Annotated in this window: 23 protein-coding genes and 1 pseudogene; 11 read left to right on the top strand and 13 right to left on the bottom strand. The window is 39.4% G+C overall.

What is annotated here, in order from left to right:
* Positions 1-146 precede the first annotated feature (146 nt).
* The gene (locus H6G68_RS10555) at positions 147-1,481 is read right to left on the bottom strand and encodes a TrkH family potassium uptake protein (protein ID WP_190906615.1); all 1,335 of its coding nucleotides are present in this window, start codon (positions 1,479-1,481) and stop codon (positions 147-149) included.
* A gap of 117 nt (positions 1,482-1,598) precedes the next feature.
* Between H6G68_RS10555 and H6G68_RS10550 the strand changes: the two genes are divergently transcribed.
* The 7 genes and pseudogenes from H6G68_RS10550 (at position 1,599) to H6G68_RS10515 (ending at position 8,483) form a co-directional block, all read left to right on the top strand.
* A complete protein-coding gene (locus H6G68_RS10550; RefSeq protein ID WP_190906614.1) occupies positions 1,599-2,441 on the top strand; it encodes a methyltransferase domain-containing protein in 843 nt (280 codons plus the stop codon).
* Between the two features lie 80 nt (positions 2,442-2,521).
* Entirely contained in the window at positions 2,522-3,463 is a 942-nt protein-coding gene (locus H6G68_RS10545; RefSeq protein WP_190906613.1) for a homogentisate phytyltransferase, read from the top strand.
* A 4-nt stretch (positions 3,464-3,467) separates the two neighbouring features.
* On the top strand, positions 3,468-3,935 hold the full coding sequence (locus H6G68_RS10540) for a tetratricopeptide repeat protein (RefSeq protein WP_190906612.1): 468 nt from the start codon (positions 3,468-3,470) through the stop codon (positions 3,933-3,935).
* A 3-nt stretch (positions 3,936-3,938) separates the two neighbouring features.
* Positions 3,939-5,698: pseudogene (gene cobA / locus H6G68_RS27890) on the top strand (uroporphyrinogen-III C-methyltransferase).
* Positions 5,699-5,835: 137 nt separating this feature from the next.
* On the top strand, positions 5,836-6,447 hold the full coding sequence (coaE, locus tag H6G68_RS10525) for a dephospho-CoA kinase (RefSeq protein ID WP_190906609.1): 612 nt from the start codon (positions 5,836-5,838) through the stop codon (positions 6,445-6,447).
* Positions 6,444-6,860, top strand: a complete 417-nt coding sequence (locus tag H6G68_RS10520; RefSeq protein WP_190906608.1) for a hypothetical protein — start codon at positions 6,444-6,446, stop codon at positions 6,858-6,860. The genes coaE and H6G68_RS10520 overlap by 4 nt, the downstream gene beginning before the upstream one ends.
* 222 nt (positions 6,861-7,082) lie before the next feature.
* On the top strand, positions 7,083-8,483 hold the full coding sequence (locus H6G68_RS10515; RefSeq protein ID WP_190906607.1) for a TldD/PmbA family protein: 1,401 nt from the start codon (positions 7,083-7,085) through the stop codon (positions 8,481-8,483).
* Between the two features lie 225 nt (positions 8,484-8,708).
* Here the strand turns inward: H6G68_RS10515 and H6G68_RS10510 are convergent, their stop codons facing one another.
* The 3 genes from H6G68_RS10510 to H6G68_RS10500 form a co-directional block, all read right to left on the bottom strand.
* Positions 8,709-9,524 carry a Tab2/Atab2 family RNA-binding protein gene (locus tag H6G68_RS10510; protein ID WP_190906606.1) on the bottom strand — a complete coding sequence of 272 codons (816 nt, stop codon included), beginning with the start codon at positions 9,522-9,524 and terminating at the stop codon, positions 8,709-8,711.
* A gap of 233 nt (positions 9,525-9,757) precedes the next feature.
* Positions 9,758-10,777 carry a tRNA dihydrouridine synthase gene (locus H6G68_RS10505; protein WP_190906605.1) on the bottom strand — a complete coding sequence of 340 codons (1,020 nt, stop codon included), beginning with the start codon at positions 10,775-10,777 and terminating at the stop codon, positions 9,758-9,760.
* A 180-nt stretch (positions 10,778-10,957) separates the two neighbouring features.
* A complete protein-coding gene (locus H6G68_RS10500; protein ID WP_190906604.1) occupies positions 10,958-11,275 on the bottom strand; it encodes a hypothetical protein in 318 nt (105 codons plus the stop codon).
* Between the two features lie 79 nt (positions 11,276-11,354).
* Here H6G68_RS10500 and H6G68_RS10495 point away from each other — a divergent pair, with 79 nt between their 5' ends.
* On the top strand, positions 11,355-11,567 hold the full coding sequence (locus H6G68_RS10495; RefSeq protein WP_190906603.1) for a hypothetical protein: 213 nt from the start codon (positions 11,355-11,357) through the stop codon (positions 11,565-11,567).
* A 121-nt stretch (positions 11,568-11,688) separates the two neighbouring features.
* Here the strand turns inward: H6G68_RS10495 and H6G68_RS10490 are convergent, their stop codons facing one another.
* From H6G68_RS10490 to holA, 4 genes are all read right to left on the bottom strand, one after another.
* Positions 11,689-11,865 carry a hypothetical protein gene (locus H6G68_RS10490; RefSeq protein WP_190906602.1) on the bottom strand — a complete coding sequence of 59 codons (177 nt, stop codon included), beginning with the start codon at positions 11,863-11,865 and terminating at the stop codon, positions 11,689-11,691.
* A gap of 55 nt (positions 11,866-11,920) precedes the next feature.
* A complete protein-coding gene (locus H6G68_RS10485; protein WP_190906601.1) occupies positions 11,921-12,751 on the bottom strand; it encodes a squalene/phytoene synthase family protein in 831 nt (276 codons plus the stop codon).
* Between the two features lie 538 nt (positions 12,752-13,289).
* On the bottom strand, positions 13,290-13,766 hold the full coding sequence (locus H6G68_RS10480; RefSeq protein WP_190906600.1) for a DUF4168 domain-containing protein: 477 nt from the start codon (positions 13,764-13,766) through the stop codon (positions 13,290-13,292).
* Positions 13,767-13,919: 153 nt separating this feature from the next.
* The gene (holA, locus tag H6G68_RS10475) at positions 13,920-14,909 is read right to left on the bottom strand and encodes a DNA polymerase III subunit delta (protein WP_190906599.1); all 990 of its coding nucleotides are present in this window, start codon (positions 14,907-14,909) and stop codon (positions 13,920-13,922) included.
* Between the two features lie 108 nt (positions 14,910-15,017).
* Here holA and H6G68_RS10470 point away from each other — a divergent pair, with 108 nt between their 5' ends.
* From H6G68_RS10470 to H6G68_RS10460, 3 genes are all read left to right on the top strand, one after another.
* Positions 15,018-15,806, top strand: coding sequence for a DUF1868 domain-containing protein (locus H6G68_RS10470; protein WP_190906598.1), 789 nt, complete (start codon positions 15,018-15,020; stop codon positions 15,804-15,806).
* Between the two features lie 382 nt (positions 15,807-16,188).
* Positions 16,189-16,983 (top strand): endonuclease/exonuclease/phosphatase family protein, encoded by a 795-nt coding sequence (locus H6G68_RS10465; protein ID WP_190906597.1) that lies wholly within the window; start codon positions 16,189-16,191, stop codon positions 16,981-16,983.
* Between the two features lie 188 nt (positions 16,984-17,171).
* Positions 17,172-18,125 carry a hypothetical protein gene (locus H6G68_RS10460; RefSeq protein WP_190906596.1) on the top strand — a complete coding sequence of 318 codons (954 nt, stop codon included), beginning with the start codon at positions 17,172-17,174 and terminating at the stop codon, positions 18,123-18,125.
* A gap of 29 nt (positions 18,126-18,154) precedes the next feature.
* Here H6G68_RS10460 and H6G68_RS10455 read toward each other — a convergent pair whose 3' ends face one another.
* From H6G68_RS10455 to H6G68_RS10435, 5 genes are all read right to left on the bottom strand, one after another.
* Entirely contained in the window at positions 18,155-18,799 is a 645-nt protein-coding gene (locus tag H6G68_RS10455) for a Uma2 family endonuclease (protein WP_190906693.1), read from the bottom strand.
* 342 nt (positions 18,800-19,141) lie between these two features.
* The gene (gene typA, locus H6G68_RS10450; protein WP_190906595.1) at positions 19,142-20,932 is read right to left on the bottom strand and encodes a translational GTPase TypA; all 1,791 of its coding nucleotides are present in this window, start codon (positions 20,930-20,932) and stop codon (positions 19,142-19,144) included.
* Between the two features lie 169 nt (positions 20,933-21,101).
* On the bottom strand, positions 21,102-21,566 hold the full coding sequence (locus H6G68_RS10445; protein WP_190906594.1) for a type II toxin-antitoxin system VapC family toxin: 465 nt from the start codon (positions 21,564-21,566) through the stop codon (positions 21,102-21,104).
* The gene (locus H6G68_RS10440) at positions 21,567-21,830 is read right to left on the bottom strand and encodes a hypothetical protein (RefSeq protein WP_190906593.1); all 264 of its coding nucleotides are present in this window, start codon (positions 21,828-21,830) and stop codon (positions 21,567-21,569) included.
* A 42-nt stretch (positions 21,831-21,872) separates the two neighbouring features.
* Positions 21,873-23,069, bottom strand: a complete 1,197-nt coding sequence (locus H6G68_RS10435) for a ribonuclease III domain-containing protein (protein ID WP_190906592.1) — start codon at positions 23,067-23,069, stop codon at positions 21,873-21,875.
* Positions 23,070-23,384: the final 315 nt, after the last annotated feature.

The following is a 23,384-nucleotide window of genomic DNA, read 5'->3' as shown; positions in this document are numbered from 1 at the left end:
GGTGATTGGTGATTGGTGATTGGTGATTGGTGATTGGTGATTGGGAATAGATAATTAAGTTATTCTTCATTTTCTCCGCGTCCCCACGTCCCCGCGTCTCCCCATCTCCCCATCTCCGCGTCTCCCCATCTCCGCGTCTCCCCAAACTATCCTACGAGTAAATTTTCTTCGGGATAGTGAACTCTGGTAGGACGGGGATCACCTAATATAGCTGACATAAATAATAAAACACCGACGCGACCAATATACATTGTGAGAATTAAAATCAGCTTGGCTCCTGTGGAAACAGTACCAGTAATACCTGTAGATAGACCAACTGTAGCAAAGGCTGAAACTACTTCAAATAGAATTTGAATAAACTCTAATTTAGGGTCTGTAAGACTAATTAAAATAGTCGCCATAATCACGGTTGTTATGGAACCCACTAATACACCAACCGCTTTCAAAATTAATGAAACTGCTATTTTACGCTCATATAGTAAAACTTCCTCTTTTCCTTGGAGAATTGCTTGTGTACAACTAGTAAGGACTCTGAGAGTGGTTGTTTTCATACCTCCTCCTGTACCACCTGGACTTGCACCAATAAACATCAAAGCAATGGTAATAAATAAACCAGCATCGGTCATTTTGCCAATATCAATGGTGTTAAATCCAGCAGTTCTGGGAGTTACTGATTGAAACCAAGCTGATAATAATTGGTTAGTAAAACTCAAATCACCAAATGTTTGAGGATTCCTGATTTCTATACATAAAAAGGCTACTGTTCCCAATACTAAAAGTATCAAAGTGGTACTGGTTGCCACTTTGAAATCTAGAGAGAATATTATAGCATTGGTTTTTCTTACAATTCTATCGCGCAGCCAAAGATATAGATCCAAAATTACCTGATAACCTATTCCTCCAAAGATAATTAATCCACTAATTGTGAAAACTACTAACCCTGAATTTTGATAACCTATTAAATTATCTTTAAAAAGACTAAAGCCAGCATTATTCCAGGCATTAACACTATGAAATATTGCCAACCATAGTCCTTGATTCCATCCATATTGGGGAACAAAAGCTGGCAGTAATAACAATACGCCAGTAATTTCAAAAATCATCGTTGTCGCAATTATTGAACGAATAATTTGCGTGCTACCACTCATTCCTGGTCGGTCTAAAGCTTGTTGAATTGCTACTTTTTGTCGCAAGTCAAATCTCCGCCCAATTAATAAAATTAGGAAGGTGGTAGTTGTCATATAACCTAAACCACCAATTTGAGCTAAAAGTGCAATAAAGAATTGACCCCAAAAGGAAAAATAAGTACCAGGATCAACTACGGATAAACCTGTAACGCAAACTGCGGAGGTTGAAGTAAAAAGTGCTACAATCAGGTTATTCCAACTACCATCGCTAGTTGAAAAAGGCATCATCAACATCATGGTTCCTAGCAAGATAACAGCCAGAAATCCCAAACAAATTGTCCGAGCAACAGTCATAAGTAATTCAAAATTTGCTTCTGGAAGCAAAATACTCTTATCTAATTAAAAACACACATGGTAGCCTACCAAGTATGTTTTTTTTTCAATTCGGCTTTTTCTTCATCTGGTGTATTCATGAGTTCAACGCTTTATCAGCAAATTCAACAATTTTACGATGCTTCCTCCGGTTTGTGGGAACAGATTTGGGGAGAACATATGCATCATGGCTACTATGGTCCTACGGGGAACCAGCGGAAAGACCGTCGTTTAGCGCAAATTGATTTAATCGAAGAACTGCTGAAATGGTCAGAGGTCAAGGGTGCAGAGGATATATTAGATGTAGGCTGTGGTATTGGTGGCAGTTCTTTATACTTAGCAGAAAAGTTTGGTGCTAAAGCAACGGGAATTACACTAAGTCCTGTACAAGCCGCTAGAGCCACAGAAAGAGCAAGAGAAGCTAATTTGAATACCAGAACTCAGTTTCTCGTGGCCAATGCTCAAGAAATGCCTTTTGCTGACAATTCTTTTGACCTGGTGTGGTCTTTAGAAAGTGGTGAACATATGCCCGATAAAACCAAGTTTTTGCAAGAGTGTTACCGCGTGTTGAAGCCCGGAGGTACGTTGATTATGGTGACTTGGTGTCATCGACCTACTGATAAGAAACCTTTGACTGCGGATGAACAAAAGCATTTAGAGGATATTTATCGGGTTTATTGTTTACCTTATGTGATTTCGTTGCCAGAGTATGAAGCGATCGCTCGTCAACTACCATTAAACAATATCCGCACGGCTGATTGGTCAACCGCTGTGGCTCCATTTTGGAATCGGGTAATTGATTCAGCATTTACTCCCCAAGCTGTTTTGGGATTACTGCTTTCCGGTTGGAGTACAATTCAAGGGGCGCTTTCTTTAGGGTTAATGCGTCGGGGTTATGAACGGGGTTTAATTAAATTTGGGTTATTGTGCGGAAATAAGTAAGCAAATTTAAACGCTTTTTAGGGCGGGGTTCTCCCGTCCTTTGTAGTTTCCCACATAACAGAAAACGCAGAGAGTAAAAAATGAATCAGTTTTATCAACAGAATTCTCCGATTTTTCCGGGAAAGTGGCTTTATGCCTTTTGGAAGTTTTCCCGTCCTCACACAATTATTGGCACGAGTTTAAGTGTGTTGAGTTTATATTTGATTACCCTGGGAGTCACTTCCACAAGCTTATCTAGTATTAATCTTGGTCAAGTTTTGGGAGCTTGGATTGCTTGTATATGTGGCAATATCTACATTGTTGGTTTAAACCAATTAGAAGATGTTGATATCGACAAAATCAACAAGCCTCATTTACCCATAGCTTCAGGGGAATTTACCCCAGAACAAGGACAATTAATTGTCATTATTACAGGAATTTCGGCACTGATTGTTGCCTGGTTGAACGGACCATTTTTATTGGGAATGGTAGCGCTGAGTTTGGCAATTGGGACAGCTTATTCTTTACCACCAATTCGCTTAAAACAGTATCCCTTTTGGGCAGCATTATGTATTTTTTCTGTGCGGGGAACAATTGTTAATTTAGGCTTGTTTTTTCATTTTAATTGGCTATTGCAAAAAAGCCAAGGCATTCCCGCAGCAGTATGGGTTTTGACGGTGTTTATATTGGTGTTTACCTTTGCGATCGCTATCTTTAAAGATATTCCTGATATGGAAGGTGATCGCCTTTACAATATCACAACTTTTACCCTGCAAATGGGACAAAAAGCAGTATTTAAACTCGCACTTTGGGTGTTAACAGTTTGCTATTTAGGGATGATTATTGTGGCTTTGTTCAAGATGGCAGAAGTTAACTCAATATTCCTAGTAATTACGCAGTTAGTAACCTTGATTGTCATGTGGTGGCAAAGTGCAGGGGTTGATTTACAAGATAAAAGTGCAATTGCTGGATTTTATCAATTTATCTGGAAACTGTTTTTTATCGAATATCTAATTTTTCCTATTGCCTGTATTTTGGCTTAAAATCATGTTAGAAAATTCACCGATTAGTAATATTGTTGCTATATGTTTAGTAATTTCCAGTCTAGGAATTCTCCTTTATTTCTCCTGGAAAACATTGATTACCTCAAACTCATTTCAAAAAGGAATTAAGCTTTTTCAGGCTAAAGATTATGAAGGTGCAGAATCAGAATTTCGTAAAGTAATTGCCATCAACTCTACTAATGATGTAGTCAGGTTGTTGTTGGGTGATCTTTTAAATCACAAAGGACAAATTGCAGAAGCAAAAGAATTATTCAGCGAAGTAATTAACCGCAGTCCCAAAAATGCCGATGCTTACCTACGCTTGGCAAATATATTGTTACTAGAAAACAATCAGGAACAAGCAATCAATAATCTCCAAACAGCAAAAGACTTATTCCAAAAACAGCGTCAACCTGAAAAAGCAGAAACAATAGCTAAAATTCTCCAGGATATTAACAAGAATAATAAATGACCAATGACTAATAATAAAGTTTACCTTGTTGGTGCAGGCCCTGGAGATGTGGCATACTTGACTGTTAAAGCCTATCGTCTCTTGGCTACTGCTCAGGTCTTAGTTTATGATGCTTTAGTAGATACCCAATTATTAGAATGTGTATCACAGGATTGTCTAAAACTAGATGTGGGTAAACGCGGTGGTAAACCCAGCACTCCCCAAGCTGAAATTAACAATTTGCTGATCAAGTATTATCAAGAAGGGAAACAAGTTGTTAGGCTAAAATCAGGTGATCCATTTATTTTTGGGCGTTGTATTTCCGAAATTGAAGCTTTAAAATCTGCTGGTTGTGAATTTGAAGTTATACCGGGGATTTCTTCAGCTTTAGCAGCACCTTTATTAGCAGGAATTCCCCTCACAGATCCGGTTCTTAGTCGCTGTTTTGCTGTTTTGACAGCACATGAACCAGATGCCTTAGACTGGGAAGCACTGTCAAGGTTAGAAACTTTGGTAATTTTGATGGGGGGACAAAATTTAGCCGAGATTGTGCATCAGCTGCTACGATATGGGCGCTTGTACTCCACACCCATTGCTATTATTCGTTGGGCAGGAACTCCCAGTCAAGCCATCTGGGTAGGTGAATTAGGCAATATTTTGGCACAAACAGCGGGTTTATCACTCTCTCCTGCGGTAATAGTCATTGGTGAAGTTGTGGGATTACGCAAATATAGCAGGAGTCAGGAGTCAGGAGACGCTTCGCAGACCTTCGGTTCAGGAGTCAGGAGTAAAACCCTCTTGTAGTGAGAGTTTCATTATCAATTGATGTCCTAACCACCCTGTCCACGGCTATACCTTTGAAAATTAAGAATTAAGAATTAAGAATTAAAAATTTCTCAATTCCGGCGTTTTTAGCCTATTTTCTTATAAACTATTCTTAATTACCCACAATTCTGAATGAGAAAATCGTGGATAGCAATTTACCCTTATCTCCCCTCGCAGGAAAAACCATTTTAGTTACACGTTCAGTTGGACAGTCCAGCCAATTTAGCGATCGCTTGATTGCCGCAGGTGCTACAGTAATCGAAATGCCAGCTTTAGAAATTGGACCTCCTTCAAGTTGGTTTGCTTTAGATGAAGCGATCGCTAATTTATCCAGTTTCCACTGGTTAATTCTCACTTCCAGCAACGGAGTAGAACACTTTTTTACTAGACTCCACACCAAAGGTAAAGATAACAGTTCCTTAGCTGGGGTAAAAATTGCGGTTGTCGGTGAAAAAACAGCCCAAAGTTTGAAAAAACAAAATATCCGTCCCGATTTTATTCCTCCCCGCTTTATTGCTGACTCTTTAGTGGGAAGCTTTCCCGAAGAATTAGCGGGTAAAAAGATTTTATTTCCCAGAGTAGAAAGTGGTGGAAGAGACGTTTTAGTCAAAGAATTAACCATCAAAGGTGCAAACGTCATAGAAGTTCCCACCTATGAATCTTGCTGTCCTCAAACTATTCCCCCGGAAGCAGAGTTGGCTTTGCGAAACCGCACTTTAGATGTCATCACTTTTGCTAGTTCTAAAACTGTACAATTTTTCTGTCTATTAACCGCAAGTAAATTTACAGATGGAGTAACACATTACTTAGACAAAGTTTCCATTGCTTCTATCGGTCCCCAAACTTCCCAAACTTGTCATGATTTATTTGGACGTGTCGATATAGAAGCCGAAGAATATACCTTAGATGGCTTAACCAACGCTATTATAAAATGGGCAAATCCAGGAGAATTAAAATAATTCGTAATTTGTAATTCGTAATTAAGTTTTGTGACGGGGATTTAAACCCTCGCTACTCGGTTAAAATTCTCAACTTCGATCATTTATTAATTAAGAATTACGAATTATTTTAATATGTTTACTCTTTGCAATTACCAATGACCAAACGTTTAATCGGTTTAACAGGTGGTATAGCTACAGGTAAAAGTACAGTAGCTAATTATTTGCATAGTGCTTATAATTTGCCAATTTTAGATGCAGATGTTTATGCTAGAGATGCAGTATCTATTGGTTCACCAACTCTCGCACAAATTGCCGCAAGATATGGTAAAGAAATTTTACTATCCGATGGAAATTTAAATCGTCAAAAGTTAGGAGAAATTATTTTTCAACAATCAGAAGAACGAAATTGGCTAGAAAGTGTCATACATCCTTATGTGCGAAATTGTTTTTCTCAAGCTATTAATGAATCATCTGCAAATACTTTAGTTTTAGTGATACCTTTGTTATTTGAAGTAGGTTTAGAAAATCTAGTTAGTGAAATTTGGGTTGTATATTGTTCACCAGCACAGCAACAGCAAAGATTAATCCAGCGCAATCATTTAAACAGCGAACAAGCCGCAGCCAGAATTAATAGCCAATTACCAATTGCAGAAAAAGTAGCCAAGGCTGATATAGTATTAGATAACTCCTCTACCTTAGAATCACTTTTAGAACAAGTAGATGTAGCAATCAAGAAAAATATAGATATAACAAAATTACCAATATGAATAAACCAATTATTTGGATACATGGAGATTGCTTAAGTCCCCAAAACCCCGCATTTCAAGAATATCCTCATACCCCGGCGATTTGGGTTTGGGATGATGCTTTAATTGAGGAATGGCAACTTAGTCTAAAACGCCTTACCTTTATCTATGAATGCTTGTTAGAATTACCTGTGGAAATCCGTCGGGGGAATGTGGCAGAAGAAATTATCAAGTTTGCGAAAGAACATGATGCTAAATTAGTTGTCACCACAGATAGTCCTAGTCCCAGATTTGAGGAAATATGCACCCAAATTGATCGTTCTTTAGAGTTGGAAGTTTTAGAAATAGAACCATTTTTTGATTACGATGGTTTTATTGACTTAAAGCGGTTTTCTCGTTATTGGAAAGTGGCAGAAAAATACGTTTTTGAATAATCAATAAAAAGCTCAAAAAACTCCGACCATCTACATGATACCCAAAATAACAAAATTGACCTAAATAGTTGGAGAATAAATGTAAGTAGGTAGGCAGAATAAAACTAAACTGTGTAAAGAAAAGTAAACAAGGCTAAAACCCTTTTTCCCCCTGCCCCCTGCCTTATCCCAACGACAATTTTTAACGCCAACCTACTTAGTTCGTGATGATCACTCACAACAATGCCAAATACACTTACTGACGTACAAAATTTACTCTCAGAGTTAATCGCCCGTTATTCCCACCGTGTAGATTATCTGATGATTCGCCTAGAAGAAGCAGAAGGAACAGATATCTTGTTGCGTGGTGACAAGGTAGAAACCCTCAGCGAAGGTATTTCTATTGGTGGCCATGTTCGCGCTTGTTATAAAGGTGGCTGGGGGTTAAGTAGTTTTAACCAGTTAGCGACGATTAAGGAACGAATCGAAGAAGCGATCGCAGCGGCGCGGATAGTGGGAGATGAAGAAACCATACTCGCACCCATTGATCCCATACAAGCTATATGTAATTTACCCCTAACAGGTATCGATCCACGCACCATTTCCCTAAAACAGAAAAAAGAATTGTGCGATCGCTATACCGACTTACTCAAAAACGTTGATTCCCGCATCACCACCACCTCAGTCCGTTATAGTGACAGCGCCCAAAGAGTCATTCTCGCCTCCTCTGAAGGAACTCTCATTGAGCAATCTTGGGTAGACATGGAAATGCGCTTTGCAGCCACAGCCAGAAACGGCGACACCGTACAAACTGGTAGAGAAACCACCGGCTCTCGCAAAGCATACCAAGACCTAACTGATTTAGATACCCAAGTCAAGAGCGCCGCCCAAAGAGCCGTTACCGCTTTATCCTTACCACCAGTCAAAGGTAATACTTATACCGTAGTTATTGACCCAATTCTCAGTGGTTTATTTGTTCATGAAGCTTTTGGGCATCTTTCCGAAGCTGATATGGCCTATGAAAACCCAGACTTACTGGAAGTTATGACCCTTGGTCGTCGCTTTGGTTCCGAAGAACTGCAAATTTTTGATGGTGCAGCCCCAGAAGGTCATCGTGGTAGTTATTTTTACGACGATGAAGGCACACCCGCCACAACTACGCAATTAATTGAAGATGGAGTTTTAGTCGGACGTTTGCATTCCCGTGAAACTGCTGGCAAATTAGAAGAAGCACCCACAGGTAATGCTCGCTGTCTGAATTATCACTTTATGCCCATTGTGCGAATGACAAACACTTGGATTAAGAGGGGTAATACACCAGTTGCAGACTTATTTACTGACATCAAAGAAGGAGTCTATGCCCGAAATTGGTTAGGTGGAATGACAAATGGGGAAATGTTCACCTTTAGCGCCGGTGAAGCATGGATGATTAGAAACGGCAAAATTGCAGAACCAGTCAAGGATGTAACACTTTCAGGTAACGTTTTCCAAACCCTAGCGGATATTGAAGCCATCGGTGATGATTTTTACTGGGATGAATCAGGTGGATGTGGTAAAGGTGGACAAAACGGTTTACCCGTAGGTTGTGGTGGCCCAAGTCTGCGAATCAGAGATGTCGTCGTCGGAGGAGAAGCTGATAATTAAGAATTCAAGAGACACGGGGATGGGGAGAAAGAAATAGGGACGCGGGGATGGGGAGAAAGAAATAGGGACGCGGGGATGGGGAGATGGGGAGAAAAAAAGAGAGAAAGAGGGACGCGGGGATGGGGAGAAAGAAAGAGGGAGATGGGGTGATTAATTATATAAAGTCCGGCTAATTACTTATCAAAAAAACTCGACCCGTTCCCCGCGTCACCCCATCTCCCTATCTCAACCTGACACAATATCTTCATTCTCCGCCTGCAATAACCAAAAACCACTGTAAGTCATCCCCGAATCATCCGGTTGTATCAATAAAAAATGCAATCCCTTACTTAACTGTTTTCGCTGTTCATATACCTGTGCAGCCGCCGCAACTTCAGTATCTTCAAAAGTCGCCAAAATCCATCTATCTGCCAAACCAGCTTCTAAAATCAAGCCATCAGGCGCACCAGCAATGTAATTTAACGATACAGCATCAGCTTCCTGTAACCACCGCGCTAAACGCATAGACTGCCGTCCACCATAAATTACCACACCAGGAACAGACACAGTTGATGCTAAACCGAGATTAATCGGTTTCAGAAATTCTGGTATATGAATAACAGGAATAGGGCGCTCTGTAAACTCATCCAAGAGATTACCTGCAAGAATTGTAGCAAAACGCCACTCTTCCCCCCAAAGATTTTCTGGTAATGGTGCTGGAGGTGGTTTATCTACAACGACAGGATATTGCTTTGCTGCCAACCACTGTTTTAGTGCCAAAGTCTTGCGGGTAGGTTCAACATTAATACCCAAATTGCGTCCAGCCGCTGCAATTAAACTCAAAGACTGGGGGCGAAACACCTGAATTACATCTGGTAACTTTTCACCACCTGCTAACTGAAGTTGTTCAGTCACCCAACGCGAATTAGCTTGTGACTGGGGACAGGTAGCCACGAACTCAAAGCGGCGAGTCTCGTCACAAATCAACAACTCCCACAATATCTGCCCTTCTGCATCTCGCAGTGGACTACGATAAAAATCAGCCTGCCAAACCAGACCCATTCTCAATACTCTTCCTCTGCGTTCTTTGCGCCTGTATGCTTCAACTCAATTCCTAACACAAAAAGGCTAAGTTAATTTATCTTGTTTTCTGCGAGATACCCCATCTAAGTAGGTTGGCGTTAAAAATTGTCGTTGGGATAAGGCAGGGGGCAGGGGGCAGGGAGCAGGGGGAAAAAGGGTTTTAGCCTTGTTTACTTTTCTTTACACAGTTTAGTTTTATTCTGCCTACCTACTTACTCGCTCAAGGAGGGTGCTAGGGCTAAAGTTTTCGTTCCTTCAGTAAGGAGAAAGCGATCGCACAAATTAAACATTTCTACCTCAGTCTGCACCCGTCGCATCAGCCGTAGAAAATGACCTTCAGTGTCAACACTTAAGGCAATGTAATTAAGGAACATTTTCAGGTAACTTACCCGCGCGCGCTCTGGTATAGTTGAGGCTGTGGGAGTTTGCCATAAACGGTCAATATAGTTGCGTACCTCTACCAAAGGAACAGGTGTGATCTCCTCACCTCGCAAAGCCTGACGAATTTGATTAAAAACCCAAGGATTCCCAATTGCCCAGCGTCCCACCATCACACCCGCAGCACCCGTTTGAGAAAGCACTTCTAGAGCAGTTTTCGCCGAGTTGATATTGCCATTAGCCAGCACTGGACAATTAACCCGTCTCACTGCTTCCGCAATCAAATCATATTTCACCGCCCCGTGATACATATCTTTCACCGTGCGACCATGCAAACTCAGCAAATCAATGTTGTGGCGATTGATTATATCTAGTATTTCATAAAAATTATCTGTATTTTCAAAGCCTACGCGCATCTTCACGGTTAAGGGTTTATCGTTCACAGCAGAACGCAGTTCTCCCAAAATCTGATCTACTTTTTCCGGTTCCCGCAGCAATCCACCCCCAACATTTTTGCGATAGATTCTCGGTGCTGGACAGCCCATGTTTAAGTCTACTCCCGCGATATTATATTTGCAGAGTTCCTTTGCTGTTCTTACTAAGTCAGGAATGCTTTCGCCAATCATTTGAGCAAAAATGGGGCGACCGGTATCGTTTTCGGTGATTGCGGCCAGAATGTTACGATTGAGCCGTGAGGTATCATTGACGCGGAAATACTCGGTAAAAAAGTAGTCAGGACTGCCGTAGTGGGCAATGACCTTCATAAACCAGAGATTTGTAACATCTTGCATGGGCGCAAGAGCGGTGAGCGGTAGGTCTTTCTGAAGCGATTGGGGGAGCGATATCTGGGACATAGAGATTCCACCGTTCAACAAAGCATCACTGTATCAAAATATGGTTACTGAGCTTCATCTTCAATCAAGTTATACTAAAAACGGTTAATATCTCGACTTTATGAGGATAACAAAATTCAAAGCGAAAACTTCAATAAAAACTCTGCGTCACTTTGCGTTTACCTCAGCGAACCTCTGCGTTTAAAAGTAAAGTTTCCAACTGTTTTTAGTATCAAATAAATTATACTTCCTTCCCACTAAAAGAATACGGATTAAATAAACCGCAAAGACGCGTTCGCGGTAGCGTTGCGTTCGCGCAGCGTCTCCTACAGGAGAAGCAAAGAACGCGTTCGCGTTAGCGTTGCGAAGCAAAGGAAGAAGGAAGAAGATAGCTAATCTTACACTGGGAAGGGAGTAGGCATTCCCCATTATGATTGAGTCTGCGGATTTTGTACAAGGATTGAAAATCCAGTTGACGCAGTGGAAAACAAGACTAAAGACAGATAAAGAATCTGCCATAACCAGATTGTAGATAGATATATTTGCACTGCTTCACTGATTAAATTAATGTGATGCCTAGATTATTTGGAATGTAATTATGAGTGCAAAAACTAAAAAACAAAAATCTGATTCTCAAGAGAATACAGAGAATACAGCCACTGCTTCAGGCGGTTATCAAACCCCCCTCCAAGAAGATATTCGTAAAACTGGCGACGCTGAAAAAAGTGATGCTAGACCCACAGCTAGACCAGAAGCACCAGGAGAAGATTCTGTAGCTGGTAGTCCCAATCAGGGTACGGAGTCGCGTTAAGTGAAAATATTCTCATAGGGTGTGTTTTAATTACCCTATTTGATGAAGTAGGTTGGCGTTAAAAATTGTCGTTATGACAAGGCAGGAGGCAGGAGGAAAGAGGTTTTTGGGAACTTTACGTTTAGTTACATAGTACTCTTCGAGAAGCCGCTGCGCGTCTACAGTTTTTTAGTGCCTTTCTACTTAACTGACCAATAATTCCTTGATTGTACAAGCCCCCGGATTTATCCGTGGGGTCAATCCAAAATCCAAAATCCAAAATCCAAAATCCAATGACTACTCCTGCGTGTTGTGCCATTGGCACAAACGCGGGTTTTTGCGTCTGTGCTAATTTGAACAAATTTCCCAGGCTCTTAACTAGCTTTTACATTGATACCCATCAGGTTTTCAATCAGTGCATAAACATCACTGCGGCTGAGTTTTTCCTTACCACTAACCAAAGCGTCAAGAGTACCATGAGCTAAGGCCAGCGGGATTTGGCAAAATTGCAAAGCCGGGCCTGCCGGCAGGGAGTTAGTATAAGCATCTGCCAAGAGGAGATTACGACGTGCATATTCTTGGAGATTGTCGTTATTCCAACCATCTGGGAAAAAGTCTACACCACGGGTTAAATCTTCAGTATTATTACGGAGGATATTCACTGCTTGTAAACCGCGCCCAAACCCAATCGCTTGAGTCCGGTTAGTTTGTGTGCCATCATACCAAGACCATAAATCCGATAGTAACAAGCCGACTGCACCTGCTACCCCAAATGTATATCGGTCTAAGTCAGATTCGGTTTCAATTGTCCAGTTTTTCTCTGCCCAGTAAGCCATTCTATCTGCCATTGCGGCTGTTGCATCCCAAATCCGAGGAGCAATGCTCTCCGGTGCTAATATTGACCATTCTCTAACCCGTAGACTAACTTCTGCTAGAGAATTCTCGTAGCCGCTAAATGCTACTGAAAAAGCATCTACCGGAAAACCATCAACTCCTGCTTGTAATGTCAAACTAATATTTCGCAACAGCTGGGTCTTAGTGGCATTATCCAATTCTGGATGATCTTCAATTTCGTCAATTGCACGCATACACAAGTATGCTGAGGCAACGGCTTCTTGTAATCCTGACGGTAAAATACTAATTGGGATATAAAAAGTTCGACTAGTTTCTTTGAGGATTTGCAATGCATCTCCACGTAAATCCATTTTTTCACTCCTCTCTTTATTTTCACACCACATAAAGTTCGCGTCTTTTGATGATACTGGATTTAGTTTTTACTCAAAAATATGAAAAACTATCTAGTATTTCATCTAAAAATTAATAGTTTATGGTATCGCAATTAACAAAAATCTCAAATTTAGCAAATTCTAGTCTAGTATATAGGTTTTTGGTGACAACAAAGTTTTGTTGCCAAGTTTGATCTAGGCTGATGTAGCAGTCCTATGAGTTATCTGGTGAAAAAGAATGGAGAGACTAAGCATGACAACTCTCGATAAGTGTTATGGATAACCCATATTGAATTTTCACTCCTATGTCTATTGGATTGATGAACAGGACTTACGCAACTGGCTCGCTTTGTAGGGTGCGTCAGATGTCGAAAATATGTTGATTTTTACCGAATTATCGAGTCTGACACATCCGTAAGGGATACACAAAAGTCAAACCAGAATCCTCTATAGCTTGTTTCTCGGTTCGCAATACAAAATATCTAAGTTTTCTTCAGTAATATCACTGTAATACTACTTACTTTTTTTCAGATGCCTTTTGCAGACGCAATAATGTATTGTATACCTGCCGCTTTAAATCACTGTTGTTTTGGAGTTCTAAAGTAATTGCATTGAACCGCTCAATGCTAAGTCCATGATTTTCGACAATTTTCTGAGAGCGGTTACAATAATTAACCGCAATGTCCCTAGCTTTACTGGGTAAAGAATTCATACTGCTGGAGTCGTTACAAACTATCTTGGGTATTTCTTTCTCTCCAATCAGTTTTTTAATTTCATCAAAGGCTTGCTGACGGTCTGGTTCCATTTTTAATACAGATTGGGCATAGTTAGTGACTTCTGTATTGTTAACTGTGATGCTTTGAGCAGCGGCTTTGGAACTAAAACCTAAAGTGCTAAAAATCACACCCGCACTGGTGAGGGTTGCAAATACCAAGGAGTGAGACAGGATTCGTTGGATAGGAATTGGGAACAAGACAAAGTAATTTTCCTGCATAGGATAGGTGACACAGAACTATAGTAAGGATATGATAATAGGTTTGATTTATTTTAGGTGTTTTAAGTTCCAGTGGAAGTGAAATTCGCCTAACTTTTAGAGAATCAGGATAGAAATTTTTTTCTCCCCCAGTCGTAAAACTGCTGACTGAATTTAATTTCCTTGACAGACTTGACAAAGTTCTATGACTTTAGTTTGGAGTGCAGATGTTTCTGAGGCTCCTTGTTTAAGGCTAACTTCTAATTCCAGAAGCAGGGGTAAAGATGAGATTAATTGCTGTACTGAGAGAGACTTGACTTCTTGCTGTAAAAAATAGATGCGTTTGGGGTTATTGATTTCAGCAGCTTGAGCGATCGCTTGAGGATTGCGCTCTCCTGCTTCCATCATCATCTTTACCAATAACCAAGTCCGAAATTGACCGATCAAAGTGGCAACTATCCGCAATCCCGGTTCGGAAGCATTAATCAAATCAGCAACTATTCCCAAGGCTTTGGCTGTATCTCCAGTTCTGATGGCTGCTGATAATTGTAGGGTATTTTGTGTAGTATTTCTAACTAAGGCGGTTACTGTCTTTACGTCTAAAGGTTTGTTGCTACCTGCGATGTAAAGCCGCAATTTCTCCATTTCATTGTACAGAAGCCTGGTATCATTACCCACAGATTCCGCTAACAGTTCCGCCGTCTGGGGAGTTAATTTCACCCCCACAGTTTGAGCAGCTTGATTGACAGCTTGCACCAACAATTCCGTTTTCCAGGGGGGAATGAGGGGAAATTCTCGGAATTCCAGCGCGAATTGTTTCAAAAATTTTGTGGCTTTCAGGCGTTCATCCGGCTTGTTCCGGCTGGTAAGTAATAAAAACGAGTTTTCGGGAATAACGGATAAAGTGCGTTGTAATTCGGCTAAAACATTTTCTGGACAGTGTTGACAAAGGGTAGTATTGATTAACCACACCAAACGCCCACCTGCGCCAAAAGTCGGTGTCATGACTTGATTTAACGCCTGAATCACAGCATCGACTTGTTCTGGGGGGAAAGCAGTATAATTAAAACTGAGCCAAAGAGGATCGAGAATGCGATCGCGCAAAACTGTCACTGCTTTTTCAATGGCAAAATCATCCTCACCCCAGTAAACATAGATTGGCATAGCAATTAAAAGTTAAAAGTTAAAAATTAAAAATTAAAAACCAAATTAATTTGGTCAAATTGAGTAAATTTCCCTACAATCTATCAAGAGAGCGCGAGGCGATGAAGATTGGACGACAACTACCAAACCTACTTAAATCGGGTAGCAAGAATGATGCTACCAGAATTTTACAGAACCCAAGTTCAGCATATCCAGGAATCTTCTAAATTTCAGTCCAATTCTGGAATCAGAGAACCAGCACCTTTTCCTGGCTATACGCTGATTACCCCACCGGCGGGAGAAGATACAGAAAATGCTGCTTTCTACAGCCAAATAGAGACTTATCAGCGATCGCTTTTAGAGTTACCAGTCAACAGTGATTTGATTGTACCTGTACCTCCTGCCAGCTTTCATTTAACCGTAGCAGATTTGATTTGGGATCATGCTTTCCATCATGCCACTCAAAAAAATCCCCAATTTGCTGAGGAATTGAACTCTTGCTTAGGTGATTTGTTTAAGCAACATCAAGAATCCAGGACAAAGGCAGCTAATCCCATTTCCTGGCAAATGCTGGGACTGTTAGTTATGCCCAGGGCTATAGGTGTGTGTTTAGTACCCAAAGATGAACGCTCCTATGAGGAGATTATTCAACTCCGTAGGCTAATTTATCAAAATCGTAAGTTAATGGGCTTGGGGATTGAGCAACACTATAACTTTACAGCCCATATTACATTAGGCTATTTTGGGGAAATTCCCGCTGAACCAGACCGCATCGAACTCAGTACTATGTTATCTGAGTTAAATCAACAATGGCTGTTAAATTTCCCAGAGATTTTAATCAACCGGGTTGAATTGCGGAAGTTTGACAACATGACACATTATTATCGTCAACCAGACTGGATAAGTTTAGATTTTTGAGTAATTTCTAATTCGTAATTCGTAATCCGTAATTAATCATGAATTACGAATTAGAAGTAATATACAGCAGAATTCAGGAGTCAGGAGTCAGGAGTCAGGAGTGAAACTGGCTTGGTGTCTAGGTTTCAAGTTTGATTTTGTACCTCATTGATCTGCAATCTGCTGTATCAGTTTTCAGATCACTACAAAAACAAAGTCTGCCTATTCCTTCTCTTCTCCTGTCGGAGACGCTGCGCGAACGCGGACTCCTTAAAACCCACCCAGCTAACCATCTGGTGGGATGGGAGAGCATTTGACGACTAGATTTTGATCCAAGGCTAAGAAAATTGATACACCCAAAAGAGGACGTGTCGAGTTTTTGTGAAAAAATGACAATAAAAATATGAAAATCATCACGATTAATATTCTTTTTAAACTGAATTATTGGACACAACGCAGACAATTATTAATAGATGGACTCAAAGCCGAAAATCCTGATATCATTGCTTTACAAGAAGTCAGTTTATCAGAAGATACAGCTGCTTGGATAGCAGAACAATTAAATATTCCCTATATTTATAAAGCTATACCCAAAGAGGTATGTGATAGTGATTTACCCTTTGGTTTAGCTATTCTCAGTCGTTATCCGATTGAAAAAACAGCAGCACTAAATTTAGAACATCAGGGAAGAATAGCCCAATATGCACAAATTAAGTTTGATGATAATAAATCAATAGTAATTTGTAACGGTCATTATTTTTGGCATCCCGGTTCTCACAAAAAACGCAATAAACAAATACAAATGATGTTAAATTGGTTATCAGAATTTCCTGAGACAATGCCAATTATATCAGTGGGAGATTTTAACGGTACTCCTGAAACATCAGGAATTGCATTAGTTAAGGAAAAATATCAATCAGCATATCAAGTTTATCATGGAAAAGAGCCAGAATATACTTGTCCGACGATGTTAGATCAAATTAGTTGGAAAAAACGAATCAGACAATTTTGGAGGACGTTAATTTTTAATAGAAGTTGGAAACCTTGGAAAGGAACTTTAGATTATATTTTTATTAATCAGCGTTTACAGGTGCGAGACTGTCGAGTTATTCTTAATCAACCAGCAGCGAATAATCGTTATCTTTATCCTTCTGATCATTTTGGCATTGTTGCTGATTTAGAGATTGTTGATAATTAGATTACAGCAATTTTTGGGTAAATGAAACAATTTTTTTTTATTTCACGCAGAGACGCAGAGGCACAGAGAGAGATTAATTGGATTTTACAAGTGAGCTTGATTTGCTTGCTTAATTACATCACAAGATTAATTAAAATAGCAAATTTCATAGAAAAAGTCAAAATTTTATAAAGTTTTAGGTGAATATCATGAAACTAACCATGTCAGCTATTAGTAAATATAGTTTTGAAGAATTATATGAAATAATGGCAAAAAATAAATTAGAAACAATCTTACAGATTAAAGTTGGTGATTATTATACATCTAATTTAGATTGGGCTGATGCTTACTTATGGGCTTTATTTGTTGGAGAGAGTATAGTCGAGTATTGTGAATTTATTACTGCTGATAGCGAAGGAGACTATATAAATTTTACATTTAAACCACAAGATTTAGTTAAGTTAATAAATAAACTCAAATGGTTCACATTAAGTTATGAAGAAAATTCAACGCAATATTTAGAATTTGAAAATATCTATGATAATTTTAAGGATAGCTTAGAAAAAAGAAAACTATACTTTCCAGATATAGCAGATAGTTATCTTGGTAATATTATGTTAGGTATGTGTGATCTGGGAGATGAAGCAATCCAAAAATTATATACTGAACATCCTGAATTAAAACATGATTTTTTTAGATCATCTGCCAGTAATAATATTGGTTATGATTTTTATGTCTCTGAATCTTCATGGATAGTTCCACTAAACCAAAATGTTCAAGAATTACTTAAACAATATGGTGGACTTAAGAATAAATTGCATAATTTCGAGGAAGCCTATTTTTTATCAGTTATAAATATAGAATTTCACACACCGGGAAGACTTGGTAAACCTTCTGTTAAATGGATTGCACAGTGTAAACTAATTAGAAATGGAAGTTCACTATCAGCTAGCAAAGTTCAGAATATTACAGATGTATTGGTTCAATATGAAGCTAAAGGATTTTGTATAATGACTAGTGGCATCATTGACAGTACCCTATATGATAAACTGGATGCAATTAAGAAAGAAATGGGTATAGAAATAGATGATTGGTGTAATTTAAAAATAGAAAGATTTCTTGCAAATCATCCAGTAATTCGCAATAGGTACTTTCAAATATAAATTTTATATTCCCATGATTTTTTCGTACTTTACTTTGATAAATGCTGTCTTACCCAATTCCTAAAACTTTTAATAGTCGCATTTCTCCCAGCAGTTTTACTCTTCTCCAAAAATCGAGGAATCACTTCAATCAAAGGTAAACCGGGAAAATTCAAACTTGACTGAGACTCAACATAATTACCATCTTCTAAAAGATTAATTTGTAACTTACCGTTCTCAAACCTCCACAACTCAGGAACTTGTAAAGCTTGATGTATATTTGTATGAGTGCGGGAAGTAATATCAATTTCTAAAGCTAAATCTGGAGGAGGATCTATTGTTAAATCTAATCGCTTTTTCCCACGAATTAAAGCTTCATTTTTAATATAAAAACATTGATCAGGTTCTATACCTTTCTCCATAAATTGATTTTTAAAAGTTGTAGAACCAAGACATCTAAATTCAATATCCAATTCTTCCAACAATGCCTTAACTAAATCGCTAATAATTTCTTTATCGTCTTCATGTTCTGGCAAAGGAGCCATAATTTCTAACATTCCTCTGTCATAAGCAATTCGCGCAGCACGATGTTCTCCTAATTCTTCCAGAATTGCTTCTAACTCTGTCCAAGTGACATCTTCCAATAAAACTCTTTGTCCAGGGGGTACATGAATGCGCTTTAATTCCAACAACATCATTTCCACTCCTTGGAAAATATCAAATATTCTAAAACTAGTATAAATCTCTCTTTTCTCTCTCCGCGCCTCTGCGTCTCTGCGTGAGAAAAAATCTGAAAAACAAAATATCAATCCCTTGGGATTTTAACTAAATTTACCAAAAAGTCAGAACAATGTCAATATCAATCGCTGAAAAAACCAAACTTCGTAAAATAATTGAGAATAGTATCAATAATATTGAGAATATAGCCTACTTATTGCAAAAATTGCCAAGTCCACAAATTTTATAAAAATTGATATAAGCAAAGTTGATTAACTGCCAATTAAAGAAAGAGGGTGGGGAAACCCCACCCCTACGGATTAACGTTTTACCAATTTCTTCGCCATCTTGCGGAGACGAATAGATTCAGGTGTAACTTCCACCAATTCATCTTGAGCGATGTACTCTAACGCCCGTTCCAAACTCATGTCTATGGGTGTTTGTAACTGGACAAGTTCATCACCACCAGCCGCACGGTGGTTGGTTAATTGCTTGGTTTTACAAACGTTCAATTCCAAGTCTTGAGGACGATTATGTTCACCGATAATCATGCCTCTGTAAACCTTAGTTCCTGGACTGATAAAGAATGCGCCTCTATCTTCAGCATTTTTCATGGCGTAGAAGGTAGAAACACCTTCTTCAAAGGAGATTAAAACGCCTTTGTTCCGGGCTTCAATATCACCAGATAAGGGACGATAATCAAGGAAACTGTGATTCATGATGCCTTCACCACGAGTCATCCGCATGAATTCACCACGGAAACCAATTAAACCACGAGCGGGAACGATAAACTCTAGTTGAGTGCGATCGCCACCTCCGGGCTGCATATCTTGCATTTCCGCTTTCCGTTGTCCCAACCGTTCAATACAACTACCAACTGCATCGGCGGGAACGTCCAATGCTAGAAGTTCGTAAGGTTCGCAAGGTTGACCGTTAACTGTGCGGTAAATTACTTGAGGTTGAGATACTTGAAACTCAAAACCTTCACGACGCATGGTTTCGATTAAGATGCCTAAGTGTAATTCACCCCGACCGGAAACCAGGAATTTATCAGGTGAGTCGGTTTCTTCAACACGTAACGCCACGTTGGTTTCTAACTCGCGGAATAAGCGATCGCGAATTTGTCGAGAAGTCACCAACTTACCTTCTTGACCTGCAAAAGGTGAATCATTCACCCAGAAGGTCATTTGTAAAGTTGGTTCATCTACCTTAATTAAGGGTAAAGCTTGGGGTTCATTGGGATCTGTAATAGTTTCCCCAATGTAAGCATCAGCAAAACCAGCCACAGCCACAATATAACCTGCGGTGGCTTCTTCCATGTCTACCCGCTTCAAGCCTTCAAATCCCATCAACTTGGTAATTTTACCCTTAACAATGCTGCCATCTTCTACCACCAAAGCAGCTTGTTGTCCGGTACGGATAGTCCCATTGTGGATTTTACCAATGATAATTCGTCCTAAATATTCAGAATAATCTAGGGTAGTAACTTGCAATTGCAGAGGTTTGTTGGGATCTCCCACTGGTGCGGGGACATGGCGGAGAATTGCATCAAATAGGGGCTGCATATCTACCCCTTCTGCTTCCAAAGTTTCTTTAGCGAAACCAGCCATACCGGAAGCAAACAGATACTTAAAGTCGCACTGGTCTTCATCTGCTCCTAATTCCAAGAACAGATCCAATACTTTATCAACAGCAACGTGAGGGTCAGCTTGGCCCCGGTCGATTTTGTTAATAACTACGATAGGACGCAGACCTTTTTCCAACGCTTTTTTCAACACAAAGCGGGTTTGGGGCATGGGGCCTTCGTTGGCATCGACAATCAGCAGACAACCGTCAACCATGCCGAGTACCCGTTCTACTTCACCGCCGAAGTCAGCGTGTCCAGGGGTATCAACAATATTGATTAGGGTTTCTTTGTAGCGAACCGCTGTATTTTTAGAAAGAATCGTAATCCCTCGTTCCCTCTCCAAAGCGTTGGAGTCCATGACACAATCCGGAACGTCTTCGCCTTCGCGGAAAATGCCGGACTGTTTGAGGAGAGCATCAACCAAGGTGGTTTTACCGTGGTCAACGTGAGCGATGATGGCGACGTTACGAATTGGGAGCGTCATAGAGGCTTGGGGTGAACTTTAGGGTTTTTAGATTAAGAAGCTAAATGTTTGGCTGTTGTAACAGAATCGGGGATGATTTGCCAATTCTGTAACGAACCTTTAATAATTCTAGCGCAATTGTCACAATTATTGTTGTTTTGACAATAACTGGCAAGAGCATTTTTTGGGTTTAGGGATGGTTGTTAGGGTTTTCCACAAGCAAACCTTCACTAGCAGCGGCTGTATTTAATTCTTTATCAGCAGATATAAAAGTCAATAAAGGTAAATTATTTGCTATGCAAAGAGTATTGATGGCTTTACCAGCAGCTAATTGAACTGCGTCATAACCTCGTAAACCATATTTTTCTGCCAATGACATTCCTGAATTAATGATACTGTCTGTAATTTCCAGAACCTGATACTCAGATTGGATATCATTTCTCAACTGATGATATACTGCTGTCGCATCTGTAGAACTGATACTTCCACCACGAAATCGCCTACTAATCGCCGCAGTAATCTCCACAGAGGTAATAGCTGCAATAAACACATAATTTTTTAGGGTAGGATTGAACAAACTCACAACCCAAGCTGAACCGATTTCTGCAACATAGCGTTTAACTAACGCACTACTATCTAAGAAATAAACTGCCATTTAGCGGCGTTCCTCAATGATAGTTTGAGAAACAGGCTTACCCTGTACCTGAATGAGTTTTCTTTCTTGTTCTTGACTGTCAGCAGGGTGCTTAATTTGTTTTACTAAACCAGAACTTAAAAGTGCTTGATGAAATTTTGTGATTTGATGCGCTTGTGCTTTATCAGTCAGACATATTTGGATAGCTTGATTCAGCTGTTGTAGTTCATCTTGTTCTAAACTATCAAGCTGATTGAGAATTTCGTTAAGAATGGTTTGTGGCATAGGTTTTCAAGATTGATGGGGTATATGTTTACTACTTTAGACTCATGTGATTGGTAATAACAAAGACTCTTCAATCTCCCGTTTTGATTCAGGAGATATTTTAGTTTCAGAATTATTCAAACAATCTAATATGCCTTGATTTGCTTTGTAATACTGGTTGAGGATTGTTTTCTGGTCTTTACTAAATTCCAAATCATAATCAATCAATTTTATTACTTTCTTTAGCCAGTCTTGACCATGAGTTTCTCTCCAAACATCAAATGCTTCTTTATCTGTCTTCGGATTGGGTAGTTCAGCCTGAAGTTTTCGCAAAGCTTGCTGTAGTTCCGGCTCAAAATTAATCGTGAAGATGGATGCCAGAACATTAGCCGAGTCATGATTAGTATTATACTTAAATGCGAGGTCAAGACCAATATCAGTCGCACGATTAGTAAAGCCAAGAAAAAACTGACGAACTTTGGAATTACTATTTATATTAGGATCAAAGTTACTGACAAAACCTCGACCAAGGATACGGATGAGAGAAAGATAAAAAGCTCTAACTTTTGTTGGCTGGTCAGAATTAACTAAAGAAGATTTCTTTTGTATCCAAATCAATAGCTGCTGTAATTTCTCATCTTGTGCCACCAAAGCATCTGCTTCTACCTTCTTTTGGCGCAAAAAATCAGCAGATTCCTCAGTGTTCATTGAACTAATTATTGATAAATAGTCCTCTGAAGATTGATTTTCCGTGTATTGATTATCAGTCATTATCTCATCAACAGTTTGCTTAATGAATCGCTCAATAAGCCAATTGCTTAAAAGCTTAAAATTTCGACCATACTCTATATATATTGCGCCAAGTAAAGCTTCAAACATTTCGCCAAAAAGGTCTTTTTGCTGGCATTCATCTTTTTGTTGTGCGCTTCTTCCTAGTAGGCATAAATCACTCAGTTTCAACTTTCGTGCAAATTTGTAACACTTCTCCCTACTTACAATTTGACATTTAATATCTGTGATATAACCTTGATTCAATTCCGAAAAAGAACCATGCAAATAGTCAACAACAATAGCACCTAAAAGAGAATCACCCAGAATTGCTAATCTTCTGTATTCGCGTTCCTGTTGGTCTTTTTGCTGTTGATTTTTATTAGTCTCATAAATTCGTGAAGGATGAGTCAAAGCACTTTCCAGCAACTCTGTCTTTTGAAAATCGGGAATACCAATAACTTGTTTAACTGAATCAATATTTATACTCATGTTTTTATCTGCACCTGTAAATTCTTTTAGCTAATACTACTCAAAATTAGCCATATTCTACCACTTCATTGAAGATATAAGGGTGTGTTAGGCTTCCGTAAGGCACCATCAAAACTCTGCGGTGAAACCATCGTGGTATGCTTCTTTCCGATACAAAAAAGCTAACAAATGCTAACAATTGTCCGCTTTTTCTTCCTGTTTCCACCTAGAAGTGTCGGCACTATCCAGTCTACAGGCTAACACGACTAATCTAGCCGCTTTTTGTCTTAAATTAATAGCAGCATTCAAATCTCTATCACACTCAAAACCGCAGTA

It is taken from the genome of Anabaena catenula FACHB-362, assembly GCF_014698735.1.
GTDB classification, from domain to species: domain Bacteria; phylum Cyanobacteriota; class Cyanobacteriia; order Cyanobacteriales; family Nostocaceae; genus Anabaena; species Anabaena variabilis_A.
This window is presented reverse-complemented; position numbering and strand designations above follow the sequence as displayed.